12 protein-coding genes are annotated in these 12,929 nt (G+C 71.9%); 2 read left to right on the top strand and 10 right to left on the bottom strand.

Going from position 1 to position 12,929, the window contains the following annotated elements:
* The 7 genes from AC1DUQ_RS06675 to AC1DUQ_RS06645 all read right to left on the bottom strand — a co-directional run.
* On the bottom strand, positions 1-225 hold a 225-nt coding region (locus AC1DUQ_RS06675; protein ID WP_477073532.1), incomplete at its 3' end, for an HAD family hydrolase.
* Complete coding sequence (locus AC1DUQ_RS06670; RefSeq protein WP_477060411.1) at positions 222-521, bottom strand: hypothetical protein; 300 nt, start codon at positions 519-521, stop codon at positions 222-224. The genes AC1DUQ_RS06670 and AC1DUQ_RS06675, both read right to left, overlap by 4 nt.
* A gap of 151 nt (positions 522-672) precedes the next feature.
* On the bottom strand, positions 673-2,115 hold the full coding sequence (locus AC1DUQ_RS06665) for a GH1 family beta-glucosidase (RefSeq protein WP_477060410.1): 1,443 nt from the start codon (positions 2,113-2,115) through the stop codon (positions 673-675).
* A gap of 171 nt (positions 2,116-2,286) precedes the next feature.
* Positions 2,287-4,557, bottom strand: a complete 2,271-nt coding sequence (yicI, locus tag AC1DUQ_RS06660; protein WP_477060409.1) for an alpha-xylosidase — start codon at positions 4,555-4,557, stop codon at positions 2,287-2,289.
* A gap of 11 nt (positions 4,558-4,568) precedes the next feature.
* Positions 4,569-5,459 (bottom strand): carbohydrate ABC transporter permease, encoded by an 891-nt coding sequence (locus AC1DUQ_RS06655; RefSeq protein ID WP_477060408.1) that lies wholly within the window; start codon positions 5,457-5,459, stop codon positions 4,569-4,571.
* A complete protein-coding gene (locus tag AC1DUQ_RS06650; RefSeq protein WP_477060407.1) occupies positions 5,459-6,433 on the bottom strand; it encodes a carbohydrate ABC transporter permease in 975 nt (324 codons plus the stop codon). The genes AC1DUQ_RS06655 and AC1DUQ_RS06650 overlap by 1 nt, the downstream gene beginning before the upstream one ends.
* Before the next feature lie 76 nt (positions 6,434-6,509).
* Complete coding sequence (locus tag AC1DUQ_RS06645) at positions 6,510-7,832, bottom strand: ABC transporter substrate-binding protein (protein WP_477073531.1); 1,323 nt, start codon at positions 7,830-7,832, stop codon at positions 6,510-6,512.
* A 248-nt stretch (positions 7,833-8,080) separates the two neighbouring features.
* Here AC1DUQ_RS06645 and AC1DUQ_RS06640 point away from each other — a divergent pair, with 248 nt between their 5' ends.
* A complete protein-coding gene (locus AC1DUQ_RS06640) occupies positions 8,081-9,085 on the top strand; it encodes a LacI family DNA-binding transcriptional regulator (RefSeq protein ID WP_477060405.1) in 1,005 nt (334 codons plus the stop codon).
* Positions 9,086-9,598: 513 nt separating this feature from the next.
* Positions 9,599-10,060 (top strand): nitroreductase/quinone reductase family protein, encoded by a 462-nt coding sequence (locus tag AC1DUQ_RS06635; protein ID WP_477060404.1) that lies wholly within the window; start codon positions 9,599-9,601, stop codon positions 10,058-10,060.
* On the opposite strand, the gene AC1DUQ_RS06630 is transcribed toward AC1DUQ_RS06635, so the two are convergent.
* From AC1DUQ_RS06630 to AC1DUQ_RS06620, 3 genes are all read right to left on the bottom strand, one after another.
* Positions 10,057-11,259 carry an N-acetylglucosamine-6-phosphate deacetylase gene (locus AC1DUQ_RS06630; protein ID WP_477060403.1) on the bottom strand — a complete coding sequence of 401 codons (1,203 nt, stop codon included), beginning with the start codon at positions 11,257-11,259 and terminating at the stop codon, positions 10,057-10,059. The genes AC1DUQ_RS06635 and AC1DUQ_RS06630 overlap by 4 nt on opposite strands.
* Positions 11,238-11,717, bottom strand: coding sequence for a hypothetical protein (locus tag AC1DUQ_RS06625; RefSeq protein WP_477060402.1), 480 nt, complete (start codon positions 11,715-11,717; stop codon positions 11,238-11,240). Before AC1DUQ_RS06625 ends, AC1DUQ_RS06630 begins: the two co-directional genes overlap by 22 nt.
* The coding region (locus AC1DUQ_RS06620) for a YndJ family transporter (RefSeq protein WP_477073530.1) at positions 11,714-12,929 on the bottom strand (1,216 nt) is incomplete at its 5' end. The genes AC1DUQ_RS06625 and AC1DUQ_RS06620, both read right to left, overlap by 4 nt.

The raw sequence follows: 12,929 nt of genomic DNA, 5'->3' as shown, positions 1-12,929 counted from the left end.
GTCGAGCACCGCGGCACCGTTGGCGCAGATGGCGACCCCGTGACCGGCCACGTGCGACGCGAGCTCACGCAGCCAGCGCGGCGGCCGTGCCGTCACGAACACCACCTCGACCCCGGCGTCGGCTGCGCGCACCAGGGCAGCCGCCGTGCGCGGGGAGACCGTGCCGTCGGGGCGCAGGAGGGTGCCGTCGAGGTCGGTGGCGACGAGCCGGGGGGCGCGAGTCATCGTCGGGTCGGTCCCCGTCGGGCACGTGCCTGCCAGCAGGAGGGGTGCCAGTGCCGGCGGTCGTCGAGAGCCTCGCCGAACAGCCCGTCGGACCGCCACGCGACGACGTGCGAGGTGCCCGCGGTCACCAGCTGGTCGCAGCCGGGGCACCGGTACTCACGGTCGGACCCGCGCACCCGCTGGACCACCCACTCGCCGTCGGCCGCGGACTCGGACTGCCGGCCGCCCGTGGCGCGATCGAGGTCGAGCTCGACGTGCTCCGCGCCGTACGGCCGCTTCGTCGATCGTCGTCCCACCGCCCCATCCTCCCCCACGACCCACGGGACGTCCGCACTCCAGCAGGCAGGAACCCACACGAGTGCGGACGTCCGGATGGGGAGACGGCAACGTCCGCACTCGAGGGGTTCGGGACCCGACGGAGTGCGGACGTTGCGGGAGCGGAGTGGGTCAGAGGGCGGCGGACTCCGGGGTCGGGATGGTGTTGGTGCGCAGGAGCTCGCGGTACCAGAGGCCCGAGTCCTTCACCGTGCGCTCCAGGGTGTCGTAGTCGACGCGGACCACGCCGAAGCGGCGGTCGTAGCCGTAGGACCACTCGAAGTTGTCCATCAGCGACCAGACGAAGTAGCCGCGCACGTCCGCGCCGCGCTCGATGGCCTCGCCGACCGCGTCGATGTGGTCGTGCAGGTAGGCCACGCGTCCGGCGTCGTGCACGCGGCCGTCCTCGCTGACCTCGTCGTAGAACGCGGCACCGTTCTCCGTGATCGCCATCGGGATGCCCGGGTAGCGGTCGTGGATCTCGAGGAGCAGGTCCACCAGGCCCTGGGGCTCGATGTTCCAGCCCATCGCGGTGTGCGGCCCCGGCTGCGGGAGGAACTCGACGTTGGCGGCGCCGACCCACGGGCTGTTCTCGGACGAGCGGTGGCCGTCCGGACCCGGGGTGCCGTCGCCGCCGGCGGGCGTGCCGTGCTGCACCCGACCGGTCGAGTAGTAGTTGATGCCCAGCAGCGCGAGGGGGACCTGGATCAGGTCGAGGTCGCCGTCGAGCACGAAGGACCAGTCGGTGATCGCCTCGGTGTCGGCGAACACCTCCTTGGGGTACGCACCGTCGAGGATGGGGCCGAGGAAGACCTCGTTGGCGATGGTGTCGATGCGGCGCTTGGCCTCGACGTCCTCGGGGGCGTCGGTCGCGGCGCGCGTGACGTGCAGGTTGAGCGTCACCGAGATCGGGGTGTCCTGGCCGAGCACGTCCTTGATGGCGCGGCCGGCGAGGCCGTGCGCGAGGTTGAGGTGGTGCACGGCGGCGAGCGCCTTCGCGTCGTCCGTCACGCCGGGGGCGTGGACGCCGGACGCGTAGCCCAGGAACGACGAGCACCACGGCTCGTTCAGCGTGGTCCACAGGTGGATCCGGTCCCCGAGCACCTCGGCGAGCTTGCGCGCGTACTTCTCGAACTGCAGCGCGGTCTGCCGGTTGGCCCAGCCGCCCTCGTCCTCGAGCGCCTGCGGGAGGTCCCAGTGGTAGAGCGTGGCGACAGGCTTGATGCCGGCGGCGATCAGGCGGTCGGCGAGGTCGACGTAGAAGTCGAGGCCGGCCTGGTTGAACTCGCCCGAACCGGTGGGCTGGACGCGGGGCCACGCGATCGAGAACCGGTAAGCCTGCAGGCCCAGGTCCTTCATGATCGCGACGTCCTCGGCGACGCGGTGGTAGTGGTCCGCCGCGACGTCACCCGTGTCGCCGTCGAGCACCTTGCCGGGCGTGCGGGAGAACGTGTCCCAGATGGACGGGCCGCGACCGTCCTCGTCGAACGCACCCTCGATCTGGTACGAGGCGGTGGCCGAGCCCCAGAGGAAGTCGGCGGGGAACTGGCGTCCGGAGGGGCGCGAGGTCGTCATGAGCGGGTCCTTCGATCGTGCGGACGGATCCGGGTGATGGTGGCGGGCGCACGGTCCTCGACCGGCTCCTGCGCCGGACGGCCACGAGCCGCGCCGTGGTGTCGAATCGATACGATACACGTCGTGGGAACGCTCCCGCCACCCCAGGTTCCCCTGGGGTGACGGGACCCGTCAGAGCGTGAGCTCGACCGTGGTCTGCCCCGCGATCGCGCTCGCGCCGGGTCCGTCGAGACCGACCTGCACGTTCCACGGACCGACTGCGCCACGCGCCTCGACGCGGACGGCGTCGCCGGTGCGCTCGACCACGAACGTCGTCGGGTCACCCCCGTCGGAGGCCGGCACGACGACGACCGACCGGTGCTGGTCGGCCAGCTCGAACAGGCGCAGCGTGACGCCGTCGGCCCACTCGTAGTCCGGACGGTCCGTGCGGGCACCCACCGGCAGCACCGAGTCGGGCCGCACGTACACGGGCAGCGACGAGAACCCGTGCTCCTCGCGCACCCAGCGCGGACCGGTCACCTGGTCGCCGGTGAGCAGCGACGTCCAGGTCCCCTCCGGCACGTAGACGTCGACGCGCCCGTCGGCGGAGAACACCGGCGCCACCAGCACGGACTCGCCCAGCATGTACTGCGTGTCGACGGTGGCCGCCCCGGGGTCGTCGGGGAACTCGAGCACCATCGGGCGCATCACCGGCAGGCCCTGCTCGTGGGCGTCGAGCCCCACCCGGCCGAGGTACGGCATGAGCGCGAGCTTGAGCTCGGTGAAGGTGCGCGTCACGTCGACGGCCTCCTCGTCGAACGCCCACGGCACCCGGTAGGAGTCCGAGCCGTGCAGGCGGCTGTGCGACGAGAGCAGGCCGAACGGCAGCCAGCGCTTGAACACCGCGGCGTCGGGCGTGCCCTCGAAGCCCCCGATGTCGTGGCTCCAGTAGCCGAACCCGGACGACGAGAGCGAGAGCCCGCCGCGCAGCGACTCGGCCATCGAGACGAACGTCGACTCGCAGTCGCCACCCCAGTGCACGGGGAACTGCTGGCCACCCGCGGTCGCCGACCGGGCGAACAGCACGGCCTCGCCCGGACCGCGCTCGGCCTCGAGCAGCTCGAAGACCGCGCGGTTGTACTGGTGCGTGTAGTGGTTGTGCATGCGCTCGGGGTCCGAGCCGTCGTGCCAGACCACGTCGGTCGGGATCCGCTCGCCGAAGTCCGTCTTGAAGGCGTCGACCCCCTGGCCGAGCAGCCGGCGCAGGTGCCCCTGGTACCAGGCGACGGCGTCCGGGTTGGTGAAGTCGACGAGTGCCATGCCCGCCTGCCACTGGTCGGTCTGCCACACGGACCCGTCGGCGCGCTTCACCAGGAAGCCGCCCGCCCGCCCCTCCTCGAAGAGGCCCGAACGCTGCGCGATGTACGGGTTGATCCAGACGCAGACCTTGAGGCCCTTGGCGTGCAGCCTCTCGAGGAGGCCCTCGGGGTCCGGGAACGTCGCCGGGTCCCACGTGAAGTCGGTCCAGTGGAACGCGCGCATCCAGAAGCAGTCGAAGTGGAAGACGCTCAGCGGGAGCCCGCGCTCGGCCATGCCGTCGACGAACGACATCACGGTGGCCTCGTCGTACTGCGTGGTGAACGAGGTCGACAGCCAAAGGCCGTACGACCAGGCCGGCACCCGCGCCGGACGGCCGGTCAGCGCGGTGTACCGGCGCAGCACCGCCTTGGGCGTCGGACCGTGGATCACGTAGTACTGCAGGGTCTGGCCCGGGACGGAGAACTGGGTGCGGGAGACCGCCTCGGAGCCGATCTCGAAGGAGACCCGGCCCGGGTGGTCGACGAACACGCCGTAGCCCGCGTCGGACAGGTAGAACGGCACGTTCTTGTACGCCAGCTCGCTGGCCGTGCCGCCGTCCTCGTTCCAGACGTCGACGGACTGGCCGTTCTTCACGAAGGCACCGAACCGCTCGCCGAGCCCGTAGACGTGCTCCCGGATGCCGAGCGAGAGCTGCTCGTGCACGTAGGAGTCGCCCTGCGCGTCCGTGACCACGCCGATGCTGCGCGCGGTCGACGACGTCAGCACCCGCCCGTCGGCCTCGAACTCGACGCCCCACTCCCCCTCGGTGGACACCCGGGCGGTGAGCCCACCGGACCGCAGCGACGCCACGGGGCCGTCGACGACCACCTTGACGTCCGCGGGCGACGTCGCGACCTCGAAGGCGGGGCCGCGGTCGACGCCGCCGACGTGGTGCTCGATGCGGACGCCGATCACGTCGTCCATCGGCGACGAGAACGTCACCGTGACGAGCGGGCGGTTCAGGGTGTCGCCGCGCGACGTGAGCGGGACCGTCGCGCTGTAGACCGTGAGCGTGTCCTCGCCGACCACGACGTCCGCGACGCTGCGCGGGCGCAGCACCTGGACGCCGGGGAGGAGCTGCCAGTACCCGTCGGTGAACTTCATGGTCGCTGCCTTTACTTGACCGCGCCGGCGGTGACGCCGCGGGTCAGGGTGCGCTGGAACAGGAGGAAGAAGATGACTGCCGGCACGAGCGAGACCAGGGCACCGGCGTTGGTCGTCGGTGCATCCATCATCCGGTCACCCTGCAGGGACGCGAGGGCCACGGGGATCGTCTGCGTGTCGTTGGACGTGAGCATGACCAGCGGGATGAAGAACTCGTTCCAGGTCCAGATGAAGAAGAAGATCATCAGCACCGAGAGCGTCGGCCGGACCACCGGGAAGACGACCTTCCAGAGGACCTGCCAGCGGGTCGCGCCGTCGAGCGCGGCCGCCTCGAGCAGCGCCTTGGGGAACGTGCCCAGCACCGAGGAGAGCAGGTAGGTGCCGAACGCCGACTGGATGACGGTGAAGATGATGATCACCGACCACGGGGAGTTCGACAGCCCGGCCTGCTGCGCCATGGTGAACAGCGGGTAGATGAGGGCCTCCTGCGGCAGCATCGTCGCCAGCAGGAAGAGGGTCACCACCCACAGTCGCGCCTTGATCCGCCCGATGCCGATCGCGTACGCGTTCAGCAGCGAGAGCAGGGTGCCCGCGACGGCCACCGCGCTCGAGATCCAGATCGAGTTGACCAGCTTCTGAGGGAAGTCCACGCGCTCCCAGAACGCCTTGACGCCCTCGGTGTAGAACTCCTGCGGCCAGCTGAGCGGGCCGTTCAGGGAGTAGTCGGCGGGCGACTTGAACGCGTTGAGCAGCATGATCAGGAACGGCACGATCATGAGCACGGCCACGAGCACCGCGAACGCCAGCACGAACCAGCGGGTCGTCCCGCGACGGTGACGAGCACCGGCCGGCAGGTCGGCGGGCATCCTCGTCGCCGGAGCGTCGATCACGTCGACGGCCATCAGCCGACCCCTTCCTTGCGCTCGCTGCGCGCCTGCGCCACGAGGATGATCCCGGCGACGATGACGATCACGAGCGTGAGCACGTTGGCCACCGCGGCGCCGTAGCCGACCTTCGACTTGTCGAAGAAGTTGAGGTACGAGTAGTAGCTGGGCACCAGGGTCGAGCTCTCCGGGCCGCCGCGCGTGAGCACGTAGATCGGGCCGAACACCTTGAGCGCGGCGACCGTGCAGGTGAGCACGACGACGAACGTCTCAGGCTTGATCTGCGGGATCGTGATGGCACGGAACCGGCGCCACCAGTTCGCACCGTCCAGCTCGGCCGCCTCGTACAGCTCGGGGTCGACGCGCTGGAGGGCGGACATGAAGATGACGACCGGGTAGCCGATCTGCACCCACACCAGGACGAGCATGACGCTGGGCAGCGCCGTCGTGGGCGAGCCCAGCCAGTTCGGGGGGTTCTCGATGCCGATCGACCGCAGGATCTCGTTCACGGCGCCGGTCTGCGCGTTGAGGATCCAGTTCCACAGCACACCGGCGACGGCGACGGGCAGGATCTGCGGCAGGTAGTACGTGGCCCGCAGCACCGAGGCGGAGCGGGCGCCGAACGTCTTGCCGAGGTAGTCGAAGAGCACGGACGCGAGCAGGAGGCCGATGAGCGTCGGCACGATCACCATCGCGACGATCATCGAGATCGAGTTGCGGAACGAGGTCCAGAACTGCTCGTCGTGCAGCAGCGCCGCGTAGTTGTCCAACCCGACCCAGGTGTGCGGGGCCATTCCGCCCTTCCACTTCTGGAAGCTGTAGACGACGTTCGTCCCGAACGGGATGCCGATGACGACGACGAACCCGATGAGACCGGGCACCAGGTACGGCAGGTAGGAGACCCAGGTGGGGCGGGTCCGGCGGCGACGAGGTCCACCCGTGGCGGGGGGCGCGGCGTCGATCGTGCGGTCGTGCAGAGCGTCGGTGCTCATGGGGTCCTCCGTAGGGCGGGCCTGACGGCCCGGGCGGGTGCTGACTGCGGGCAGCTCCCGCCCGGGCACGGCGGGGTCACTCGCCGAGCAGGTCCTGCTTGCCGGACACGTAGGCGTCCTCGAGGCCGGTGAGCACCTCGTCCGGCGACTTGGACTGGTTGACCAGCGACTGCAGCTGGCTGACGATCACGTCGTAGAAGCCCGCGACCGGCCAGTCGGGGTAGTACGCCAGGCCGTCGTCACCGAGGATGTCGGCGAAGTTCTGCGTGAGCTCCGCCGTCTTCGGGTCCGTGATGGCCGTCGGGTCGCCCGCGACCGGCAGACCGCCTGCCTGGCCGAGCACGTCCTGCACCTCGGGGCGCAGCGTGATGTCGATGAACTCCTCGGCCAGCGACTTCGAGTCGGCGTTCGTCGGGACGACCCAGAGGTTGCCGGACGAGCCCGGGTGCAGCGCGTTCTCGGGGAACAGCGTCTGCGCCCAGTCGAACTGGATCTCCGACTGGAGGCGGCCGAACCACCACGAGCCCGAGACCATGATCGGGTAGGTGCCGTCGATGAACGACACGCCCATGTCCTCGGCGGTCAGGCCGGCCGAGTCGGACGCGATGTAGCCGTTCTTGACCCACTCGTCGAGCTTCTCGGTCGCCTGCGTCATCGCCTCGCCGTGCCAGTCGACGTCGTTGGYGAACAGCTGGTAGTCGTCGACCAGCGCGCGGTCGCCGTAGTGCAGGACCAGCTCGTACCAGAGCTGCCCGAGGGGGTACTCCGCGCCGGCCTCGGCGAGCGGCGTGACGCCGTTCTCCTTGAAGGTCGCCAGGGCGGCCTCGAAGTCGTCGAACGTCGTCGGCACCTCGATGCCGTACTGGGCGAACATGTCCTTGTTGAGGTAGACGCCCACGAACTCGCCGTAGTTGGGCACGCCGTACCACTCGCCCGAGCCCATGAGCCCGTCCTCGTCGTACTGGGCGGTCGTCGCGATGGAGCCGCTGAGCGCGGTGTCCCAGCCCTTCTCCTTCGCGGCGTCCGTCAGCGGCGTGAGCAGGCCCTGCGAGGCCAGCTGCCCGGCGGTCGCGTTGCCCTTGTTGTACTCCATGACGTCCGGGACGTCGTCGCCGGTGAGCACGATCTTGGCGTTCTTCTGGATCTGCTCGAAGGTCTGCTTCTCGACCTCGACGGTGACGTCGGGGTTCTCCTCCTCGAAGATCTCGATGGCCTTGGCCCATGCCTGGCCCATCGCGGACTCGTCGTTCTCGTAGTGCCAGATCGTGAGCGTCTTGGTGTCCGCGTCACCGTCTCCGCCGCCGCTGTCACCGCCGCTGCTGCTGCAGGCCGTCAGTGCGAGCGGGGCCAGGAGGGCGGCGGTACCGACAGCCGCCCATCGCCGTGTGCTGATCCTCATCCGGGTTCTCCTCATCGAGTGGATGGTCGGGTGGGGGTACCCGATCGTCGAAGCGCTTCGATAGGCTAACTGCCGATTCTCATCTTGTCCACCACGAATGCGCGCTTCGCCTAGGAGCGCTATCGTCGAAGCGCTTCGCCTTGGACGACGCCGTCCAGGCGATAGTTCCCCAGCGGGTCGGAGGGGGCCCGCTAGGGTGACTCCCGGCACCCGGCGACCGGGGCTCGACGACTTGGAGGAGCACCGCGGTGAGCACGATCGACGACGTCGCCCGAGCCGCAGGCGTCTCCGTCTCCACCGTGTCGTACGCGCTCTCGGGCAAGCGCCCCATCTCGGCCGAGACCCGCGCCCGCGTCGAGCGCGCGGTCCGCGAGCTCGACTACCGCCCCCATGCCGGCGCCCGCGCGCTCGCCTCACAGCGCACCCAGGTGCTCGCGCTCATGGCCCCCCTACGCGTCGACGTGAACGTCGGCGTGATCATGCAGTTCGTCACCGGCGTCGTCACGCGCGCGCAGTCCTACAAGCACGACGTCCTGCTGCTCACCCAGGACGACCACGACGGGATCGAGCGGGTCGCGGCGGGCTCCATGGTCGACGCCGTGCTGATGATGGACGTCGAGGCCGAGGACCCCCGGCTGCCCATCCTGCGCCGGCAGCGGCAGCCCGCCGTGCTCATCGGGCTGCCACGCGACGCGACCGGGTTCTCGTGCGTCGACCTCGACTTCGAAGCCGTCGGACGGGTCACCGTCGCGCACCTCGCGGAGCTCGGGCACCGGCAGGTCGCACTGATCGGCTCCCCGCGGGCGGTGCTGAGCCGGCGCACCACCTACGCCGTGCGGCTCGTGCGCGGGTTCACGCAGGAGGCCAACCGGCTGGGGATCGAGTCCGTCTTCGAGACCTGCGAGTCGTCGCACAGCGGGGCCATCGAGGCGGTCGACCAGGTGCTCGCCGCTCTGCCGGACGTGACCGCCATCGTCGTGCACAACGAGGTGGCACTGCCCGCGGTCCTCGAGACGCTCCGGTCGCGCGGCAAGGACGTGCCCGGCGACATCTCCGTCGTGGCCGTGTGTCCCCAGGACGTGGCCCTCGGGCAGACCCAGCCGCTGACCTCCGTCGACATCCCGGCGCACGCCATCGGCAGCGTCGCGGTCGACATGGCGATCGGCCGGCTCAACGGGGACCAGCCCGCCGAGACCCGCCTCCTCGCGCCCGTCCTCACCACGCGGACCAGCACCGCTCCCCCGCGCCGCTAGCACCGCGGCACCCCCGGGCGGGACGTGCAGCCGGCCCGCCACCGGCGATCCCGTCAGAAGGTCCTCGCCGTCGGCCGGCAGCACGGCCCGTCGTCGGCGGAACTCCCGCTCGTGGTCGGGGTCGACGTCGCGGGCGAGCCCCTCCCGCCACGACGCCTCCTCGACACGGAGGTCCGGGCCATCGACCACGACGAGCGCGAGGGCGTGACCTTCACGGCGCGCACCCGCGAGGCCGGCGACGCCCTCGAGGTCACGCGGGGCCGCCGCACCGGCCGGGTGCTGTTCCGGGACGTCGACCGTCGCCGGGGGCGGTTCCGTGCGGGTCGAGGTGCGCGACGGACGGTCGTGGCGGCTGCTCGGTCACGTGGACGTCCCCGGGAGCGACCGCTACGACTGGTCGTCGGCGGAGGTCTCCGTGGCGGCGGTGGGTGCACGACCTGCGTCTCGTCCTGGTCGGTGCGGTGCGGCTGGCCTCGCTGCGGGGCCGCGCGTGGCGGCCGCTACGGTGGGGCGATGACGACCCCGGAACGTGCTCCGTGGCTCCCGCCGTCGTGGTTCATCCGGGTCGCCTGGCGGGTGCACCGGGGCCTCTACCGCCTCAGCGGCGGACGGTTCCTCTGGACGCCGTCGAACAAGCGCGGCTGGGGCGCCCTGCGCCTGACGACGACCGGCCGGGCCTCCGGGCAGGAGCGCAGCGTCATCCTCGGCTACCTGGAGGACGGTCCCCACCTCGTCGCGCTCGCGATGAACGGCTGGATCGAGGGGCACCCCGCGTGGTGGCTCAACCTCGAGGCCCACCCCGAGGCCGTCGTCAGGCTGGACGGCCAGCAGGCGCGGCCGGTACGCGCCCGCACCGCGGTCGGCCAGGAGCGTGAACGGCTCTGGAGGCTCTGGTCCGTGGTCGACCCGAAGCTCGACGCCTGGGCCGCCACGCGGACGACCGAGACGCCGGTCGTCGTGCTCGAACCCCGCTAGACCCAGGCGCCCCCGCGCATCACGCGGACGGGGACGAGGTCGTCGTCGGTCACCACCAGGTCGGCTCGGCGGCCCGCGGCCAGTGCGCCCAGGTCGCGCCGGCCCAGGACGTCGGCCGGCACGGTCGCCGCGGCGAGCACGGCGTCCTCCAGGGGGACCCCGGCGGCGACCACCCTGCGCACGATGTCGAGCAGGTGTGCCACTCCCCCGGCGATCGCGCCCGTCTCGTCGGCGATCCGGGCCACCCCGTCGGCCACCCGCACCGCCATCGGTCCCAGCCGGTACTCGCCGTCCGGCATGCCCGCGGCGGCCATGGCATCGGTCACCAGGGCGATCGAGCCCGCGCCCACCAGGTCGAACACCGACCGGACCGTGCCGTCGGCCAGGTGGGTGCCGTCGGCGATCAGCTCGACCACCAGCTCGCCGCGGGCAGCGGCCGCCAGGCACGCGGCGATCGGGCCCGGGTCGCGGTGGTGCAGCGGGCGCATGCCGTTGAACAGGTGGGTGGCCGTGAGTCGACGGTTGGAGGTCGCGGCGAGCAGGTCGAACGCGCGGTCCACTGCGTCGTCGACCTGCTCCGCGGAGGCGTCCGTGTGGCCGATCGACGGCACCGCGCCGACGTCGACGAGGGCCTCCAGCACCGCCTCTGCGCCGGACACCTCCGGCGCCACGGTCATCGTCGCGAGGTGCCCCCGCGCGGCCCCGGCGATGGCGCGGACCAGCTCGGGGTCTCCCGCGAGCATGTCGGCCGGGTTCTGGGCGCCGCAGCGGTCCGCGGACAGGAACGGGCCCTCGAGGTGGATGCCGACGATCTCGCCGGCGTCCGCCAGGTCCGCGAGCAGAGCGGTCTGCGCCAGCAGGACCTGCGGCGCGGCCGTGACCAGCGACGCGACGAGGCTGGTGGTGCCGTGCCGGCGGTGCTCGTCGACCGCCCGCTGGGCGTCCGCGGCATCGGCCGCGTCGGGGAAGCTGGCGCCGCCGCCGCCGTGGCAGTGCAGGTCCACCAGCCCCGGCAGGATCGTCGCGTCGCTCACCGACGGCAGCACCCAGCCGCGCGGCAGCCGCTCGGAGGGGCCCACCCAGACGATCGTCCCGTCGTCGACGACCACGACACCGTCGTCGAGGACCCCCCGGGGGAGGACGAGCCGACCGCGCAGGACCAAGGGGGTCTCGATGCTCACGGGGTCATCCTTCCCCATGGGAGCGCCGCGCCCTGCTCGTCCGTCCATCGGGTCTGACCGGCGTGCACGCGGCCGGTCCACCACCGGGCGACGCCCGCGCCCAGCGCACCCTCGGCGGCGGCCACGAGCGCGTACCAGCCGACGACGCTGAGGTAGTTGAGCATGCCGAACAGCGTGACCGACAGGACCGCACCGACCAGGGCGAACACGGTCACGTGGACCCACTCCCGGGTGGATCCCTGCAGCAGGTGCGCGGTCAGCACGCCCATCGGGAAACCCACCGCAGCGATCGGGACGATCGCCACCAGCAGGCCCACGACGAGGATGTAGACCCCGATGCTCGGGACACCGGCCACGGGGTCGTGGAGATGGCTGATCACGCCGAGCACGGCGAACGCCACCAGGTTGACCACGGTGAGCACCGCCAGGCAGCGCAGGCACAGGGCCGCGATCGCGCGCGGGCCACGGACGTTCATGCCACGCTCCCGACCGTGCGCCGGTCCGCGGCGAGCACCCGGCGTGCGCCGCGGGCGAGCAGTCGCAGGTAGGCGCGCTGCGCGACGACGGTGAGCGGGCCGACGGCGCGCACCCACCAGAGGTCGGGGACGGAGTACGCGCCCACGACGAACCAGAGGTCGCCCGCCGCGTCGCGCTCGACGGTGAACGACTCCTCGCCGCGGAACAGGTGGCCCGACACGGTGCCGTAGCCGAAGCCGACCCGGTCCGCCGTGCGCTCGACCCAGACCACCTCGCACGGCTCGTGCAGCCGGACCGGCCCGATGCCGAGCCGGCTGGCGACCCGCACCCCCGGGGCAGCGGCGTCGGCGTCGTGGAGCAGCCCGATGCCTGCGGCCGCGTGCACCTGCCAGCGCAGCAGCGCGTCGCCGACCCGGGCGAGGTCGTCGGGGCGCGAATCGGGAGTGAGCAGGTGCCGGACACGCAGGTGCCGGTACCCGGCGGGGAGCGGACCGCCCTGGGTCGCACCGACCTCGGTGTACGTCAGCCCGGTCGGTTCCGGGACCGGGCCCCGGAGCCGGAGGCCGAGCAGCGTGCACAGGACGAAGCCGAGCGCGTTGGCCACCCCGTGCGTCGCGGCCATCGACGACAGGCTCGGGTGCGCGATCCCGGTGGCCTCCCCGAGCGCCCACCACAGGGCGAGCACCATCGAGGCGACGATCGTCGCCGCCCCCACGCGGAGCAGGGCGCGCGCCGCCCCAGAACCGGTCAGCCCCAGGGTCGCCGCCGCGGAGCACCAGAGCCCGAGGGTCAGCATCGCGGCGCCGACCAGTTCGGCGGCATCCGAGAAGAAGTAGCCGACGAGGACGAGGACCACGCCTGCGGGTGCCGCCGTCGCGGCGACCCGTGTCAGGGGCCCGGCCGCCGCGTGCGCCACGAGGCCGACCACCAGGCACGCGCCGAACCCGGCGAACAGCATGTGCGGAACGGTGAGGGCGAGGTAGTCGCCGGAGAACCCGAGCAGGCCCCAGCCCGCCCGCTCCGCGACGAGCGCCAGCGCCCCGACCAGCGGCGTCGCCAGCGCGACCGCGGTGGACACGAGTCGCACCCGCAGCACGCAGCCGGCCAGGACGACCGCGGCCGCGGCGAAGGGCACGGCGCGCGCGGCCGCGGCGGGACCCACCGGCAGCCAGACGCTCACCGCGGCGAGCAGCCCGACCAGCGGCCAGAGC

Source organism: Cellulomonas sp. P4_B5_2 (assembly GCF_056402235.1).
This window is presented reverse-complemented; position numbering and strand designations above follow the sequence as displayed.

Excerpts from the sequence above, each read along its gene's own strand:
- AC1DUQ_RS06665 (WP_477060410.1), bottom strand. The coding sequence starts at position 2,115 with ATGACGACCTCGCGCCCCTCCGGACGCCAGTTCCCCGCCGACTTCCTC.
- yicI (WP_477060409.1), bottom strand. The coding sequence starts at position 4,557 with ATGAAGTTCACCGACGGGTACTGGCAGCTCCTCCCCGGCGTCCAGGTG.
- AC1DUQ_RS06655 (WP_477060408.1), bottom strand. The coding sequence starts at position 5,459 with ATGGCCGTCGACGTGATCGACGCTCCGGCGACGAGGATGCCCGCCGAC.
- AC1DUQ_RS06650 (WP_477060407.1), bottom strand. The coding sequence starts at position 6,433 with ATGAGCACCGACGCTCTGCACGACCGCACGATCGACGCCGCGCCCCCC.
- AC1DUQ_RS06635 (WP_477060404.1), top strand. The coding sequence starts at position 9,599 with ATGACGACCCCGGAACGTGCTCCGTGGCTCCCGCCGTCGTGGTTCATC.
- AC1DUQ_RS06630 (WP_477060403.1), bottom strand. The coding sequence starts at position 11,259 with ATGGGGAAGGATGACCCCGTGAGCATCGAGACCCCCTTGGTCCTGCGC.
- AC1DUQ_RS06625 (WP_477060402.1), bottom strand. The coding sequence starts at position 11,717 with ATGAACGTCCGTGGCCCGCGCGCGATCGCGGCCCTGTGCCTGCGCTGC.